Below are 16737 nucleotides of genomic sequence, written 5' to 3'. Positions count from 1 at the left end.
GGCCCCAGGTTTCACAGGGCCAGCACCCGGCAATAGAATTTCCATTCCTCCTCAAGGGCATGTGCAAGGTTTTCGGCCTTTCGAAAGCCATGCCGTTCGCCCGCATAGAAGTGCCCCTCGGCCTCGATGCCATTGGCCGTTAACGCTTCAAGCATCGAGCGCGTCTGCTCCGGCACCACCACAGCATCCAGTTCACCCTGAAAGAAAATCACCGGTACGTTGATCTGCTCGGCGTGCAGCAGTGGAGTACGTTGGCGATAGCGCTCGGCATCCTGTTGCGGGTCACCGATCAGCCAGTCGAGGTAATCGCCTTCGAACTTGTGCGTGGCGCGGCCAAGCGCAACCGGGTCACTCACCCCGTAGAGGCTGGCACCGGCACGGAAGACGTCATGGAACGCCAGGGCGCACAGGGTGGTATAACCGCCGGCACTGCCACCACGTATGAAGGCTTTGCGGGGGTCTATCAAACCGCGTTCGGCCAAGTGTTCGACCGCCGCGCAGGCATCCTGAACATCGCTCTGGCCCCAGCGCAAGTGCAGGGCCTGGCGATATTCGCGACCATAACCAGTACTGCCCCGATAGTTCAGGTCGGCAACGGCAAAGCCACGCTGGGTCCAGTACTGAACCCGTGGGTCCAGGACCGGATAGCAGGCTGAGGTTGGCCCACCATGGATGAACACCACCAGTGGGGAAGGCCCTTTGGCGCCGGCTGCCGGATAAAAGAAACCATGGGCAACCTCACCGCCACTGTCGTAGAGGATGGATTGCGGCAGGCTGATGCAATCGGCTGGCAGTAACTCGGCGCCGCCTGCCAGAACCCGTACTTCGTGGCTTGCCCGGTCAATGGCAATGACGGCTGGCGGGCTGATCGGCGAGGCAGCGATTGCGTAGAGATGCCCGGCGTCGATGGCCAGGCTACGAAAACGACTATAGGCACTGGCGAAACGCTCCATCTGACCGTCGGCTGTGCGTAGCCCGAGTTGCCCTACGCCACCTTCGAACCAACTGGCCAGGTAGCTTTGTGGTCCGAGTGCCAGCCAGGTACTGGTGCCCAGTTGCCAGGGGGCGGCAGCGTGGTCCGCAGGCTCGGCCGGCAAGGCTTGCCATAGCCCGTCGAGCTCGCCCCAGGGCTGCCAGAAACCATTACGGTCGGACAGGCAGTACAAGCGCCCTTCAGCGTCGAAGCGCGGTTGCTGGAGGGATTCGTCATTCGCCGCGATGCAGCGCGGCGCGCCCCAGCTACCGTCACTTTGCCGTTCGCGACACATCAGCCGTGTGACTGTCCATGGCTGCGCCGGTCGGTCCCATTCGATCCAGGCCAGACGTGTGCCATCGGCGCTGATCGTAGGGGATGCATAGAAATCAGCGCCTGCGGCGAGCACTTCAACGGTGCCCTCACCCAATGCCACCAGGCGATGTTCCACACTCTCGCCATGGCACTCCTCGACCGCCAGCACTTGGCCGTCGTGCCATTGCAGGTCGCCGTAGCGGCATTGGGCATTCTGGGTCAACGCATGCGGTGGCGCGCCATCAAGTCCCTGGTGATAGATCTGCTGGTCCTTCTCGTTGACGAACACCACTGCGTCATCGCTCAGGCAGAAACTGCCTCCACCGTATTCATAGACCCGGCTGCGCACGCTGAAGCCGTCAGGCGTGAGGCAGCGTGCCTGCTGGTCACGCCAGCACCAGATGCGGCAGGCACCGTCGGCCGGGCGAAATTCATTCCAGAACAGGCCTTTGGGGCTGGCTTTGAGTTCGGCGAAATCGGTGCCGGCGGCGACGGCCTGCGCGGCACTGAATTCACCCGCGGGCAATGACACGTGAGTTGCGCTCATTACGGAAGGTCATCTGTTCAATGGCGAGGTCGGCCGTTTCTGCCTCCTCGCGGGCCTTGAGGATGATGCCGTGGTCGCTCGACTTGGCGCACACCGGGTCGGCGTTGCTGGCATCGCCGGTGAGCATGAAGGCCTGGCAGCGGCAGCCGCCGAAGTCCTTTTCTTTCTCGTCGCACGAGCGGCAGGGCTCGGGCATCCAGTCATAACCACGGAAACGGTTGAAGCCGAACGAGTCGTACCAGATGTGCTTGAGGTCGTGATCGCGAACATTCGGGAACTGCACCGGCAGCTGACGTGCGCCATGACAGGGCAGGGCAGTGCCGTCCGGCGTGATGGTCAAAAACAGGCTGCCCCAGCCATTCATGCAGGCCTTGGGGCGCTCCTCGTAGTAGTCCGGCGTGACGAAGATCAGCTTGCACGGGTTGCCTTCGGCCTTGAGCTTTGCACGGTACTCGTTGGTGATGCGTTCAGCGCGTTCAAGCTGCGCACGGGTCGGCAACAGGCCCAGGCGGTTGAGGTGTGCCCAGCCATAGAACTGGCAGGTGGCGAGTTCGACGAAGTCGGCCTCCAGTGCCACGCACAGCTCGATGATGCGGTCGATCTTGTCGATGTTGTGCCGGTGGGTGACGAAGTTGAGCACCATCGGGTAGCCATGGGCTTTCACTGCCCGAGCCATCTCCAGCTTTTGTGCGAAGGCCTTTTTCGACCCCGCCAGCAGGTTGTTCACCTGCTCGTCGCTGGCCTGGAAACTGATCTGGATGTGGTCCAGGCCGGCTTCCTTGAAGTTGGCGATACGTGCCTCGGTCAGGCCGATGCCGGAGGTAATCAGGTTGGTGTAGTAACCCAAGCGGCGCGCCTCGCCGATCAGCTCGGCGAGGTCCTGGCGCACCAGCGGCTCACCGCCGGAAAAACCGATCTGCGCGGCACCCATTTCACGGGCTTCGGCCATCACCTTGAACCACTGCGCGGTCGACAGCTCCTTGCCCTGTTCGGCGAAGTCGAGGGGGTTGGAGCAGTAAGGGCACTGCAGCGGGCAGCGATAGGTCAGTTCGGCCAGCAGCCACAGCGGCAGGCCGACCGGTACCTCAGGCGAGAGTGATCCAGTGTTCGCCACGGGCCACCTCCATGAATTGCTCGATGTCATCAGCGACTTCGGGCACACCAGGGAATTGCTGTTCGAGCTCGGTGATGATCGCGTTCACATCACGTTTTCCGTCGATCAGGCCGCCTATGAGGGACGCGCTGTCGTTGAGCTTGATCATGCCCTCAGGGTAGAGCAGCACATGGCCTTTCTGCGCCGGTTCGTACTGGAAACGGTAACCGGGGCGCCAGTTCGGCACTTGCTTGCGGTCGAAACTCATAGGGCAATCCCCTTGTGCCATACCCGTTGCTGGGTGACGGTGTGATACGGCGGGCGGTGCAGCTCGTAGGCCATGCTCATGGCATCGAGCATGCTCCAGAGGATATCCAGCTTGAACTGCAGGATTTCCAGCATACGCTCCTGGGCCGCCCGGGTGGTGTAGTGCTGCAATGTGATCGTCAGACCGTGTTCGACATCGCGCCGGGCCTGGCCCAGGCGGGTGCGGAAGTACTCGTAGCCGGCAGGATCGATCCACGGATAGTGTTGCGGCCAGCTGTCCAGGCGCGACTGGTGGATCTGCGGGGCGAACAGTTCGGTCAGCGAGCTGCTGGCCGCTTCCTGCCAGCTGGCACGGCGGGCGAAGTTCACGTAGGCATCGACGGCGAAGCGTACACCTGGCAGCACCAGCTCCTGGGAACGCAGCTGGTCCGGGTCGAGCCCCACGGCCTGGCCCAGGCGCAGCCAGGCTTCGATACCACCGTCTTCGCCCGGGGCTCCGTCGTGGTCGAGCAGGCGCTGGATCCACTCACGGCGCACTTCGCGGTCCGGGCAGTTGGCCAGGATCGCGGCATCCTTCATCGGGATGTTCACCTGGTAATAGAAGCGGTTGGCCACCCAGCCCTGAATCTGTTCGCGGGTGGCGCGCCCTTCGTACATCGCCACGTGGTAGGGGTGATGAATGTGGTAGTAGGCGCCCTTGGCGCGCAGGGCCTGCTCGAATTCGGCAGGCGACAGTGGCAGTGCCTCGCTCATCGGGCCTCCTTACAACTCGATGCTCATGCCGTCGAAGGCGACTTCCACCCCTCGGCGCTGGACCTCGGCGCGTTCGGGGGAGTCTTCGTCCAGAATCGGGTTGGTGTTGTTGATGTGGATAAGTACCTTGCGCTGGCGTGGGAAACCGTCCAGCACTTCGAGCATGCCGCCGGGGCCGTTCTGCGCCAGGTGACCCATTTCGCGGCCAGTACGGGTACCGACCCCGCGGCGCTGCATTTCATCATCCTCCCACAGCGTGCCGTCGACCAGCAGGCAGTCAGCGCCGTGCATCATTGCCAGCAGCTTGTCGTCGACCTGGCCCAGCCCGGGCGCGTAGAACAGTTTGCCGCCGGTGCGGATGTCTTCCACCAGCAGCCCCAGATTGTCGCCCGGATGTGGGTCGAAGCGGTGCGGGGAGTAAGGCGGTGCGGCGCTGCGCAGTGGGAACGGAGTGAACCTGAGGTTGGGGCAGGCCGGGATGACAAAGCTGCCCTCGAGCTCGATGAGGTTCCACTGCAGGCCACCGTTCCAGTGGCTGAGCATGTTGAACAGCGGGAAGCCGGTGGTGAGGTCCTGATGGACCATGTCGGTACACCAGACCTGATGCGGGCAGCCTTCGCGCAGGCTGAGCAGGCCGGTGGTGTGGTCGATCTGACTGTCGAGCAGGACGATTGCGTTGATGCCGGTGTCGCGCAGGGCGCGGGCCGGCTGCATTGGCGCGAAGGCCTGCAGTTGGGCACGGATGTCGGGTGAGGCGTTGCACAGGATCCAGTGCACACCGTCATCGGACAAGGCTATCGACGACTGGGTGCGTGCGGTGGCGCGCAGGCTGCCATCGCGATAGCCCTTGCAGTTGGCGCAGTTGCAGTTCCACTGCGGGAAGCCACCGCCGGCGGCGGAACCGAGAATCTGGATGTACATGGTTGCTCTCTATCCGAACTGTCCGAAGAACCGTAGCCGAAAAAACGACAACGCCCCGGCTGGCCGAGGCGTTGAAACGCAGGCAATGCTTAGCGGCTGGCGAAGTACATGGTCACTTCGAAGCCGATACGCAGGTCAGTGTATGCAGGTTTGGTCCACATGGTTTTTGCTCCTTCCGGGTTAGGGTAGAGGGTTCAGCTATTTGTTTGGCGTCGCCTCGCGCCGAAGGTTCCGGCGGCTGAGATAGCGTTATCTTACAAGAAAATCTTGTACCGAAAGGTTAATTCTTCGAAAAGCGCCCTTGCGGTATACGTAACAATTGACGCCGGATCAGTGCCAGGCCCCCTCTGTCGCAGGCCCATTGGCCAGGCAGAGCAAGGGTGAATCGGCTGCGAGCAAGCGGCCCAGCAAATCGTCCAGATGCGCCTGTTGCGTCTTCAGGATAGCCACGCGTAACGCGGGCAGATCGTCGGGTAGTGTAGCCAAGTGTGTCTGCCATGCCCAATCGGCAAGCTCCGCGTTGGCCATGGCTCGTTCGTCGAACTGCTCCGCCAACCCTTGGCGTGCAGCAGCGTCGAGACGTACACCTTGGCGCAGGAGGGCGAGCAGGTGACCGAGGATCTCGGCGTGGGTGGCATGGGGCGATTGCACGCCGAACAGCAGCCCGCCGATGCCCTCGACCTGACGAAAGGTACTGAACACGGCGTAACCCAGCTGCAATTCCACCCGTAGCCTTTGGTACACGGGCCCTTGCAGCAACTGGGCGAGAAGCCGGCCGCAGGCTTGCTGATGGGCAGGCATGGGGCAAAAAAGCAACAGTGCGGGTTCGCTGCCCGGCACTTTGGCGTGATGCCAGCGGCGGCCCTGCCAGTCGGGCGGCGGTACCGGCATGCCGAACTGCCCGGGGCAGCCTTGCAATGCTGCGCTCAGGGCTTGCAGGGCGGTTGCGTCGAACCCCACAGCCAGGCCATGCCATCGGCTGTGCTGCCATGCATCGTCGAGCGCCTGTTGATTGAGCGCGCGGGTTGGTTCGGGCTTTGGTGCTGCGCCGGTGAGTGCATCTGGCAGTTGGTTGAGCAGGGCCCTGATCGGGATCAGCAAGGGGGGCTGTTGTGTCGCAGGCTCCCAGTCAGCGGGCGAACGCAAGCACGCCATCGCGAGTTCGACGGCCCTCGTGACCGCTGCGGGCAGGCCAGTGCAACGCAGCTGCCAATAGTCGCCTGCGGCACTGAACTGCAGTTGCAACGCGGCACGCTCGCATCGCGCCTGTAGCGGCTGCAGGGCGCGTTCGAGCACGGCGTGCAAGCCCTGGCGCAGGGCCGAAGGCACTTGCCAGCGCAGGTGAACTGCCCCGTATTGGCGTGCCGCCGGCAGTTGGTCACTGACCGTCAGCGCTGCAGGCAATTGAGGCGCCTGCGTGGGGGGCAAGCCGGTAAACAGCAAAGGCTCGGGTGCTGGCAACTGCCATTGCCCATGCTTGCGCGATGGCAGGCCTTCGAGCAGTGCCTGAAGTGCGCAGAGTGCTTGTGCATCAAGTGCCGCCAATGGCTGGCCTGCGCTGTCACGGCGGGCCAACTCGAGGGGGCTGGCGTTGCGTTCGCGGCTCTGTTGCAGAAGGTCGAATTCGGCGTTCAGGTGCGCCGGATCGGATTGCCGGATGAAGCCGAACCATCCGTGCAGCAGGGCGTGTACTTCCTCTGCACAGGCGTCTGCGCTGAGTTCGAGCTCGATGTGCCAGAGCATCTGCCCGGCGAAGGCATACAGCATTTCAGCCTTGAAAGATTGCAGCCAGCTGCGCTGGCGCAGTGCATCCAGCCAGGTGCCCGGCCTGCTGTCGTTCAAGCCGGCAATCAGCAACTCCAATGCTCGTTCGCCACCAGGGGGCAGGTTTTCATGGGTGAATACCAGGGCTGTGTTCGTGTTCGACAGGGCAGGTGGCGGCGTTTGGGGCGTGCGTTCGCCGAAGGCAAACAAACCAGCGTATTGCCTGCCAAGCTGTTCGAGCTCATCCAGTGGCTGCGGCCCACACAGGCTCAAGGTGATCTGGCCACCGTGGTAGTAGCGTTGATGGAAATCTGTGAGAGCCCGCTGAAAGGCAGGATCCTGCAACGCCAGGGTATACCGGTTGCCAGCATGAAAACCGCCTAGCGGATGGCCAGCCGACACTGATTGCAGCAGGGCAAAATCTTTCTGGGCCTTAGGGTTGCGCGACCAGGCGATGAATTCGGCATGGATCACTTCACGCTCGCGGCGCTGGCGTTCGCTACCCAGGTCGGGTTCGGCGAGCATCTGGCAAAGGCGCTCCAGCCCGCCGGCCAAGGCTGCGGGCGGGACTTCAAAGAAGAAATCGGTGGTGCGTTCGCGGGTGCTGGCGTTGACCTGCCCGCCGAGGGTCTGGACGTAGCGCATCAGGCCGTCATCCAGGGCAAATCGAGGGGTGCCCAGGAAGAACAGATGCTCGAGAAAGTGCGCGAGCCCTGGCCATTTTGCCGGGGCATCGTGGCTGCCCGCGTGGACCCTCAGCGCCGCAGCCGAGCGCTTGAGCCGCGGGGCGTGGCGCAGGGTGAGCTGCAGGCCGTTGGCTAATCTGAGGTGGCGAGTGGCATCAGGCATGGGGGCTCCGGGGTAAGCACTCATGCTAACAAATTAGTTGGCCTGAGCACCGACTCAGGCCCCTCTCAGCCCCGCCGCAGATGCAATTCTTGGCGCAGATCTACGAGGTAAGGAAACGCTTGGCGCCCCTGCACCACCTGTTCATGCTGCAGTTCCGCCAGCAACTGGCACTCATCCCGACCGGCCATGGCCAGCAGGCTGCCATCCGGCCCGATGATGCTGCTCTGACCGCAGTACTGGATATCGCCCTCGGCCCCGCAATAGTTGGCATACACCAGGTAACACTGGTTTTCCTGGGCCCGGGAGCGCACCGTCACCTGGCAGACAAAATCATACGGTGTCATGTTTGCGGTCGGCACCAGGATCAGCTCAGCGCCGTCCAGCGCCAGGCGCCGGGCATTCTCCGGAAACTCGATGTCGTAGCAGATCAGCAACCCCACCTTCCAGCCCTCCAGCTCGACCACCGGAAAGTGATCGGCACCGGGGCTGAACATGGAGCGGTCCAGCTCACCAAACAGGTGCGTCTTGCGGTAATTGCACAGGCTGCGGCCATGGGCGTCGATCAGTTGCACGCTGTTGTAGATCGCGCCATCGTCAGTGCGCTCGGGGTAGCCGTAGACGATGGCGATGCGATGCGCTTGGGCGATTTCCACCACCTCCATGGCCGACGGGCCATCATCGGCCTCTGCCAGGCGTTCTACCTGTGCCAATCCGATGTTGTAGCCGCTCAGGAACATCTCCGGACACACCAGCAACTGCGCGCCGCGCTCGGCCGCCAACTGCGCCTGGTGGCGCAGCCGTTGCAGGTTGCCGGGCACGTCCAGCGGGTTGGGTTTGCCCTGGAACAGAGCGATGCGCATGCTGCCTCCTTGTCTCAGTCTGCCAGGGCGATTGGCCCGATCTCGTCGAACACGTCGCCTGGGCCTGGGTTGTCCGGATGGGTCTGGCCACCGAAGTGGTTCATGATACCCCACACCGCATTCAGCGAAGTCTGCACTGCCCCCTCGACCCAGGCCGGGGTCCAGGACACGTCATCGCCGGCAATGAACATCCCGCGCTGCTCCATTGGCATGTCCTGCTGCATGAAGTGCGCGTACATCCGTTGGTTGTAGCGATAGTGGCCAGGCAGTGCGCCCTTGAAGGCACCGAGGAAGTGCGGGTCGGCCTCCCAGGAAATGGTGATCGGATCGCCGATGATATGCCCGGCGATATCGGTCTTGGGGTAGATCTTCTTCAGTGCATCCAGGGCCAGTTGCACGCGTTTTTCCACTGGGTGCGGGAGCATCTTCAGGGCGTCGCTCATCCAGGCGTAGGACAGGCAGATCACGCCTGGCTTGTCGTCGCCGTTGTCGAACAGGTAGGTGCCGCGCGTCAGCCGATCAGTGAGGGTCATGCTCATCAGGTCGCGGCCGGTTTGCGGGTCTTTGTCCTTCCAGAACGGCCGATCGACCATGACGAAAGTCTTCGACGACTGCATGTAGCGGGTGCGGTCCAGGGCCATCCACATCTTTTGCGAGAACAGTGACTCTTCACAGTCGATCTGGGTGGTCAGCAACCAGCTCTGGCAGGTGGCGAGCACGGCGCCGTAGTGGCGAGTGTCGCCCCAGTTGTCGGTGACGGCCAGGCGCCCGTCGGCTGCGCGGGCGATGCGCTTTACCCCGGTGCGCGGTGCGCCGCCATGCAGCGCGCTCAGGCTGGTGCCCTCGGGCCAGTGGGCGCAGCGCTCCGGTACATGGCGCCAGATGCCTTGCGGTACCTGCTCCACGCCGCCGACGATCAGGTGCTGGTGGTCGTCGCAGTTGGTCATCACCACACGGAAGATTTCCAGCATCGAGTTGGGGAAGTCCGAGTCCCAGCCGCCTGTGCCGAAGCCGACCTGGCCGAACACCTCACGGTGCTGGAAGCTCAGTTGGGCGAACGAGCGCGAGGTTGCGACGAAGTCGTAGAAGGTGCGGTCGTCCCACAGCGGCACCAGCTTGTTCCACAGCGCTTTGAGGCGCGGAACATCGCGATCGCGGATCGCCTGCTGGATATCGGCGAACTGCGCGCCGCTTTCCAGCGCGTCGGCCCAGGCATCGGCCACCTCGTGGAACAGTTTGGGCAAATCGCTGACTTTTTCGGCGTAGTAGGTCTGGCCTTCCAGGTCGATCACCGTGCTGCCGGATGCCGGTGTCAGCGGGTTGGGGAAGGGCTTGGTTTCCAGGCCCAGCTTGTCCACATAGTGGTAGAAGGCGGTGGAGGACACCGGAAAGCGCATGCCACCGAGCTCGGCGATGACCCCGTCGGTGCCATTGAAGGCCTGGGAGCGCAGTCGGCCTCCCATTTTCGAGGCCTCATACACCACAGGCTTGAGCCCCAGCTTCATCAGCTCGTAGGCCGCCACCAGGCCTGCGATGCCGGCACCGACGATAGCGACTTCCTCACCGTGGCGATCAGCCGGAATGCTGCCCAGACCAGCTGGGTGTTCCAGCCAGTCGTCGAAGCCGAACGGGAAGTCCGGGCCGAAGATGGTGATGGGTTTCTTGCCGTCGGCCGGGTGGCGGTTTTTCTTGTTCATTGCAGTGACCTTGCCAGAGCGGCTGCGCAGGGGCGGAGCCTGAGTATAGGAGATGCCTGGTGGTCATTTTAGGGCGACGGGTGTTCGTAATTAAGATGCAAAGCGTCGTCGTATTGGCGTTTTATTTGTCATAACGACATGTATATCAATACTTTTGACGATGGATGCTTGGCAGCTGCACCGCTGCCATTTAGACGGGCTGGCCGCGGTCCACTTTGCTGCTGAGGATGATCGAGGTGGTGGTCTTCTCCACGCCTTCTACGCTGCCAATCTGGTCCAGCAACTGGTCCAGTTGTTCTGGCGAATCGCTGCGCAGCCATGCTACGTAATCGAACTCGCCGCTGACCGCGCACAATTGCTGCACTTGCCCCATGGCAGCCAGGCGCCGCACGACCTCCTTGCCAGAGCGCGGTTGCACCTTGATCCCGACATAGGCTTGCAAGCCACCATCGGCCAGGCGCTGGCCCAGGCGTACGCCATATCCGGTGATGACTTTTCCCTTCTCCAGGCGCGCCAGGCGCGAGTTGACGGTAGTGCGAGCGATACCCAGGTGGCGGGCAAGGGTGGCAACGCTTTCGCGGGCATTGATCTGCAGCAGGGCGATCAGTTGGTGATCGATGTCATCGAGGGCGATCTGGCGGGGATTCGACATGGCGAGTCTCTACAGTGGGCTTGCAAGCCTAGCCAGGCTGCAGCGACCAGGGCAAGACAAAGTGCTGATGCGTGGCTGACTTGATTGCGGCATCATGGGTGGCTGATCCAAGTGGGCCCACGTCGTGAATTTCGAAACCTTGCTGGAATGCTGGCGACAGGAGGTCTCCAACAAGAAAAAGCCCGGACGCCGTATCAGCTTGTTCTTCAACGTGCTGCGTCGAGCGCGCAAGGACAACAAGCTGCGCTTTCTTTTCGCCTATCGCCTGGCGCAGTACCTCGATGGTCGCGGCGGCCTGAGCAGGCGATATGCCCGCGGCATGCAGCAGCGGCTCAACCTCAAGTACGCCGTGGACATCGACATCGGCGCGCAAATAGCTCCCGGCCTTCGTATCGCCCATCTGCCAGGTGTGGTGATCACCCGCCACGCAAGCATCGGGCGTAACTTTTTCATACGGCAGAATTGCTCGGTCGGGATCAAGACCCTTGGCCTGGACCATTACTCGCTGTGCATAGGCGAGAACGTCAGCCTCGGTGCCAATAGCTGCATCGTTGCTGACCATATCAGCATCGGCAACAACGTGGTCATTGGGGCCATGTCTCTTGTGACCCGGGACATTCCTCCCGATAGCACCTTCTACAACCCGCGCCAGCGGAACATGTAGACACGGCAGGATTCTTGAGAGCCTGAAAATGAAGAAAGCCGCGCAATCGCGCGGCTTTCTTGTATCGGATGTCCACACGGACTCGAACTGGCGTAATGGCAGGATCGTGTCGCGTTGCGCTGTTTTGTCGCTGCGAGGTCAGCCTTGAGCGTTTTCCGGGTGCTGTAGCTGGTAGCGCGTGCTGCGCCCGCCGCCGGGCAGTCGGGCAAGGCAGCCCTTCTCGACAAGATCGCTCAGGTGGCGCGTGGCGGTGGCTTTCGAGACCTTGGCCACGGCCTGGTATTGCGCGGCGCTGATGCCGTTCTCGAAACCTCTCTCGCCGCCATCGAGCAGGCGGTTAAGCACTTTGATCTGCTCGGCAGATAAAGCTTGGCTGCGGTGAGCCTGCCAGAAGCGCGCCTTGGCCAGCACGCGGTCTATACGAGCAAGGGCTTGCTCCAGACTCTTGAGCAGCGTTGCGAGGAACCATTGCAGCCAGGCGGTGATATCCAGCGTGCCCTTCTGGCTGGCCTCCAGGATGCGGTAATAGCCGGCACGATCGTCGAGGATGCTAGCCGACATGGCGTAAAAGCGGATAGCGTGCTGTTCGCCCTGAGCCAAAGCCAGGTCGGTGATGGCGCGTGTAAGACGACCATTGCCGTCATCGAATGGGTGCAGGGTAACGAACCAGAAGTGCGCAATGCCGGCACGCAAGAATGGGTCGAGGCTCGCATCGCTGCGGCTGCTCTGGAACCAGGCAAAGAAGTCGTCCAGTTGCGCTTCCAGCCCGGCGCGAGGTGGGGCCTCGAAATGTACGGTAGGGCGCTCGAGACGACCGGAAACTACCTGCATGGGCTCTTCGCCGCGCAGCATGCCGACGCGTAGCGGGCGGGCCATCAAGTGGTCATCGCTGGGGAACAGCCAAGCATGCCAGGCGAACAGCCGCTGCAGAACGAGCGGCTGCTGATAGGCGCGGGTGGCATCGAGCAGCAGTTGCGCCAGGCCTTCGGATCGAGAGGTGGTGCGACCTTCCTCGTTCAGCCCCAGGCGCCGCGCCAGCGACGAGCGCACCGAGCCGACATTCAGCTGCTCACACTCGATGGCGGATGAAGTGACGATATTCTGCAGTAGGGCATCCAGGCTGCTCTGCACTTGCGTGTCACTACTTACAGCTCCCAGCATCCCGAGCAAGCGACCCTGAGCCTGGCTGCAAGCGCGCAGCAGCGGGGCAAGTGCATCGGCTTGCCAGCTAAAGTGCGCCCAGTTGGGGTGCTGCCAGATCCAGAGCGGTTCATTCATGGAGGGGTGCTCTTTTTTGAGCCGATTAACGAGCTTATTCGGCTCATTTGGTGAGCCGATAATGCCGGCTATTCGGCTCCCTGTCCAACTCCACTAGTGTCAGGAACTCAGAATATAAGCATCTTTTGTGGTGGTGTTGTCAGCGGCGGGAGGCGTTCTTCCTCTGCAGGCAAGCGACGATCTTGGGGATTTTTACTTTTAGGCCGCAGGGTCGGTTGTTTTCCTGCAGACATGAAAAAACCGCGCAATGCGCGGTTTTGAAGGTGGTGGGCCCACACGGACTCGAACCGTGGACCAAAGGATTATGAGTCCTCTGCTCTAACCAACTGAGCTATAGGCCCTCAGTAAGTGCCCGGATTATAACGAGGGTTTCGAAAGCGTGCCATCCGAAAGATCGGTTAGTGCTATGCGAAGAAACGCCGCTGCAAAATCATCTGGTGGCAGCGGCAGGCTGACGATATAGCCCTGGATCTGTTCACAACCTTCGGCAGCCAGGAACCGCTGCTGCGCCTGGTTCTCCACCCCTTCGGCAATGATGGTCAACTGCATGCTGCGCCCCAGCGCGATGATGGCGCGGGCGATGGCTGCATCGTGCGGGTCGTCCGGCAAACCGCGGATGAACGACTTGTCGATCTTGAGGATGTCCAGTGGCAGGCGCTTGAGGTAGCTCAGGGATGAGTATCCGGTGCCGAAATCATCGATCGCCAATTGCACACCCAGTTGCTTTAGCTGGTGCAGCACGGCCAAGGCTTCTTCGGCCTGGCTCATGATGAAGTTTTCGGTAATTTCCAGCTGCAGGTCGCCCGCCTTCAGTTGGTAGGTCTTGAGCAACTGCTCGATGCGCTTGGCCAGGCCATGATGGCGCAGCTGCGCACCGGCGAGGTTTATCGACAGCGGGCCGAAGGCCTGGTAGTGCTTCTTCCAGTGGTGCATCTGCCGGCAGGCCTGCTCCAGTACCCAGTCGCCGAGCTGCAGGATGGTGCCATTCTCTTCGGCAAGGTGGATGAAGTGCTCTGGCGGCACCTCGCCGAAGGCGGGGTGGCTCCAACGTATCAGTGCTTCGGCGCCAACCAGGGTCTGGGTCTTGAGACTGAACTTGGGCTGGTAGCACAGGCTCATTTCGTTGCGTTCTATGGCGCGGCGCAGCTCGTGCTCCAGGGCAATACGTTCGCTGGCCTGGGCGGTGAGGTCACGGGTGTAGGCTTCGACCCGGTTGCGGCCTTTGGCCTTGGAGCGGTACATGGCGGCGTCGGCGTTGCGGATCAGCGTGGCGACGTCGGTACCGTCCTGGGGATAGAGACTGATGCCGATACTCGCGCTGGTGAAAAACTCGTGTTCGCCTGCCTGGAAGGGGGCGCTGAAGCATGACAGCAGTTTGTTGGCGATGGCGCTGGCGTCACTGGGTTTGTGCAGGCCGGGCAGCAGGATGATGAACTCGTCGCCACCCAGGCGCGCCACGGTATCGACGTCGCGCACTTGCTCCTTGAGACGCTGGGCGATGCCCTTGAGTAGCAGGTCGCCGACCGGATGGCCAAGGCTGTCGTTGATGTGCTTGAAGCGATCAAGGTCAAGGAACAGCACCGCGCCTTGGCGGTTGGAGGCTTGCGGGCAGATGAGCGCGGCCTGCAGGCGGTTCTCGAACAGCGCCCGGTTGGGCAGGCCGGTGAGCGGGTCGTGGTGAGCCTGGTAGTCGAGTTTGGCCTGAGCGTGCTTGAGGCTGGAAATGTCGGCGAACACGGCGACAAAGTGGGTGATCTCGCGGTCGCTATTGCGCACAGCGCTGATAGTCAGCCAGCCCGGGTAAAGTTCGCCATTTTTGCGTTTGTTGTAGATCTCGCCCTGCCAATGGCCTTCGGCTGTTAGCTGATGCCACATGGCGGCGTAGAAGGCGCTGTCATGCTGGCCGGAGGCAAGCAGGCGCGGGGTCTGGCCCAGGGCTTCGGTCTCGTTGTAGCCGGTGATTTCGCTGAACGCACGGTTTACCGCGCTGATGCGCTGGTCGATATCGGTGATCAGAACGCCTTCGGCGGTGTTTTCGAACACGGTGGCGGCCAGTTGCAGTTTTTCCTGCATCAGATGGCGCTCGGTGATGTCGCGGGCGATGGTCAGCATGCAGTCGACGCCGGCAATCGGCAGTGGCCGTGCGGACAGCTCGCAAAGGCGAATCTGCCCGTCGCTGCGGCGGATATGGCAGCTGAAATCACGCACGAAACCATCGCGGGCGAGTTGAGCGATCAGGCGTTTACGTTCATTGAGGTCGACCCAGATACCCAGGTCGAAAGACGTCTGGTCCAGGGCAGGGTCGAGGTCGTAGCCGGTCAGTCTGCAGAAACCCTCGTTGACCTCGATTAGCAAGCCATCGCTCTGGCGCGACAGCAGCAGGCCGTCCGGAGACGCGTGGAAGGCTTTGGCAAATTTCTCTTCGGAGGTTTGCAGTTGCTGCTGGGTTTCTTTCAGCTGGCTGATGTCGCGAACCGCGACTACGAAGGCCAGCGTTCCATCCAGCTCGAAGGTTTCGGCAGAGGTCAGGCCTGTGAATAATTCGCCATTGCTGCGCCGGAAGCTCATTTCCAGGTTGCGGATACCTCCTTGGTGCAGGCGCTCGAGCAACAAGGGCCCGGCGCCTTGGGCGCCCCACAGGTTCAGCTCTGTGGCGGTGCGGCCCACTACTTGACCCGGGGTCAGACCGATCTGCTCCTCGAAAGCTTCGTTGACCTCTAGCAGGCACCCATCACTGTGGCGTGCAATCAACAGGATGTCGGGGCATTGCTGGAATACCGAAGCGAACTTCTGCTCCGACAGGCGCAAGGCGTCTTCGGTACGCTTGGTTTCGCTGATGTCGATCATCAGGCCGCGCATCACCGGGCGGTGGCCATGCTCGATCATGCTGACGATATTACGTACCCAGAGTGAATGGCCATCGGCACGCATCACCCTGTAATCGAGGCTATGGTCGCGCCCGGCTGCTGTTTCGCTTTCGCAGTAGGCTTGGGCCCAGAGTGCATCCTCCGGGTGCAAAATGGTGCGCCAGAAGCCTGGTTTGAGCCATTCGTGCAAGGGGTAGCCAAGCAGGTCTTCGGCATGGGGTGAGACGTAGCTATAGGTGAAATCATTGGCGTCAGCTTCCCAGGCGATGGCTGAGAGGCTTTCGATCAGCCCACGATAGTGGTACTCGCTGCTGCGCAGTTCCTGTTCCAGTGCGATGCGCCTGGATATTTCCGAGCTGAGGCGGCGGTTGATGCGGATCACCACGGCCAGGATGGCGATCAGCAAAAGGACGCCGGGCAGGCCGTACATGAGCATGTCGTGCCAGAAGGTGCGTTGATCGACCACATTGCCGACCCAGCGTTGCTGGATCTGCCTGATCTCGTCAGTCGACATGTCGGCCATGACCTTGTCGAGGATGCCGACCAGAACCTTCTTGTCGCGCGGTGCGGCCATGGCCAGCTGATAGCGATAGGGCGTTTCGCCGCTGACATAAAGGCCGTCCAGCTTGAGCTGGCGCAGGCTCCAGATGCTCGAGGCGAGATCACCGACTACGGCATCCACCTCATCGGTGGCCAGTGCCTGCAAGGTCGAGCTGACATTGGGCATGGCGACCAGGTTGAGATCTGGATGGTGGGTACGCAGCAGTTCGTGTGGAGCGTAATTCTCCACCACAGCGATTTTCAGGCCGTACAGGTCCTTCAGTGTGCGGGGTTGCTGGCCGCCTTCATGGGCCAGGATGACGATGGGGAAGTCCAGATAAGGGCGCGTGAAAGCCAGGTAGCCTTGGCGTTCGGGGGTTGACATGACGCCGGGTAAAAGGTCGATGCGGCTTTCGCGCGCCTGTTCAAGTACCTCGGTCCAGGTGCTGGGTTCGACCGGCTTGAATGCCACGCCCAGACGGTCCTGGAGCATGGCGATGTAATCGGCGGCCAATCCCTGGTACCGGCCTTCCTGGTCACGAAATTCGAACGGTGGCCAGGAGGCGTCGACGCCCAGCTTCAACTGCGGGTGGGCAGTGAGCCAGGTTTTTTCCTCGTCTGTCAGGGTCAGGGCGCCGGCCGTTGTGTTCCACAGGATCAGGAGCAGCAACAGAATGGCCGGCATTGGCGGCATGGC

General features: G+C 61.9%; 13 protein-coding genes and 1 tRNA gene. 1 reads left to right on the top strand and 13 read right to left on the bottom strand.

Going from position 1 to position 16737, the window contains the following annotated elements:
• Nucleotides 1–11: 11 nt before the first annotated feature.
• From JET17_RS24620 to JET17_RS24575, 10 genes are all read right to left on the bottom strand, one after another.
• On the bottom strand, nt 12–1835 hold the full coding sequence (locus JET17_RS24620; RefSeq protein ID WP_012316586.1) for an alpha/beta hydrolase family protein: 1824 nt from the start codon (nt 1833–1835) through the stop codon (nt 12–14).
• Nucleotides 1801–2949, bottom strand: a complete 1149-nt coding sequence (gene pqqE, locus JET17_RS24615; protein WP_012316585.1) for a pyrroloquinoline quinone biosynthesis protein PqqE — start codon at nt 2947–2949, stop codon at nt 1801–1803. Before pqqE ends, JET17_RS24620 begins: the two co-directional genes overlap by 35 nt.
• A complete protein-coding gene (pqqD, locus tag JET17_RS24610) occupies nt 2921–3196 on the bottom strand; it encodes a pyrroloquinoline quinone biosynthesis peptide chaperone PqqD (RefSeq protein ID WP_012316584.1) in 276 nt (91 codons plus the stop codon). Before pqqD ends, pqqE begins: the two co-directional genes overlap by 29 nt.
• A complete protein-coding gene (gene pqqC / locus JET17_RS24605; RefSeq protein WP_012316583.1) occupies nt 3193–3948 on the bottom strand; it encodes a pyrroloquinoline-quinone synthase PqqC in 756 nt (251 codons plus the stop codon). The genes pqqD and pqqC overlap by 4 nt, the downstream gene beginning before the upstream one ends.
• A gap of 9 nt (nt 3949–3957) precedes the next feature.
• A complete protein-coding gene (gene pqqB, locus JET17_RS24600) occupies nt 3958–4869 on the bottom strand; it encodes a pyrroloquinoline quinone biosynthesis protein PqqB (protein WP_012316582.1) in 912 nt (303 codons plus the stop codon).
• A gap of 89 nt (nt 4870–4958) precedes the next feature.
• On the bottom strand, nt 4959–5030 hold the full coding sequence (gene pqqA, locus JET17_RS24595; RefSeq protein ID WP_008365141.1) for a pyrroloquinoline quinone precursor peptide PqqA: 72 nt from the start codon (nt 5028–5030) through the stop codon (nt 4959–4961).
• A 169-nt stretch (nt 5031–5199) separates the two neighbouring features.
• Nucleotides 5200–7482, bottom strand: a complete 2283-nt coding sequence (gene pqqF, locus JET17_RS24590; RefSeq protein ID WP_012316581.1) for a pyrroloquinoline quinone biosynthesis protein PqqF — start codon at nt 7480–7482, stop codon at nt 5200–5202.
• A gap of 65 nt (nt 7483–7547) precedes the next feature.
• A complete protein-coding gene (locus JET17_RS24585; RefSeq protein ID WP_012316580.1) occupies nt 7548–8342 on the bottom strand; it encodes a carbon-nitrogen hydrolase family protein in 795 nt (264 codons plus the stop codon).
• Nucleotides 8343–8356: 14 nt separating this feature from the next.
• Nucleotides 8357–10039 (bottom strand): flavin monoamine oxidase family protein, encoded by a 1683-nt coding sequence (locus tag JET17_RS24580; protein WP_012316579.1) that lies wholly within the window; start codon nt 10037–10039, stop codon nt 8357–8359.
• Between the two features lie 190 nt (nt 10040–10229).
• Nucleotides 10230–10691, bottom strand: a complete 462-nt coding sequence (locus JET17_RS24575) for an Lrp/AsnC family transcriptional regulator (RefSeq protein WP_012316578.1) — start codon at nt 10689–10691, stop codon at nt 10230–10232.
• Between the two features lie 124 nt (nt 10692–10815).
• Between JET17_RS24575 and JET17_RS24570 the strand changes: the two genes are divergently transcribed.
• Complete coding sequence (locus JET17_RS24570) at nt 10816–11355, top strand: serine acetyltransferase (RefSeq protein WP_042111809.1); 540 nt, start codon at nt 10816–10818, stop codon at nt 11353–11355.
• A 138-nt stretch (nt 11356–11493) separates the two neighbouring features.
• On the opposite strand, the gene JET17_RS24565 is transcribed toward JET17_RS24570, so the two are convergent.
• The 3 genes from JET17_RS24565 to JET17_RS24555 all read right to left on the bottom strand — a co-directional run bounded on the left by JET17_RS24565 (nt 11494) and on the right by JET17_RS24555 (nt 16734).
• On the bottom strand, nt 11494–12633 hold the full coding sequence (locus tag JET17_RS24565; RefSeq protein ID WP_012316576.1) for a Fic family protein: 1140 nt from the start codon (nt 12631–12633) through the stop codon (nt 11494–11496).
• Between the two features lie 264 nt (nt 12634–12897).
• Nucleotides 12898–12974: transfer RNA gene (locus tag JET17_RS24560), tRNA-Ile, on the bottom strand.
• Nucleotides 12975–12990: 16 nt separating this feature from the next.
• Complete coding sequence (locus JET17_RS24555; RefSeq protein WP_012316575.1) at nt 12991–16734, bottom strand: bifunctional diguanylate cyclase/phosphodiesterase; 3744 nt, start codon at nt 16732–16734, stop codon at nt 12991–12993.
• Between the last annotated feature and the right edge of the window lie 3 nt (nt 16735–16737).

Source organism: Pseudomonas putida, assembly GCF_016406145.1.
Classification (GTDB): Bacteria; Pseudomonadota; Gammaproteobacteria; order Pseudomonadales; family Pseudomonadaceae; genus Aquipseudomonas; species Aquipseudomonas putida_E.
This window is presented reverse-complemented; position numbering and strand designations above follow the sequence as displayed.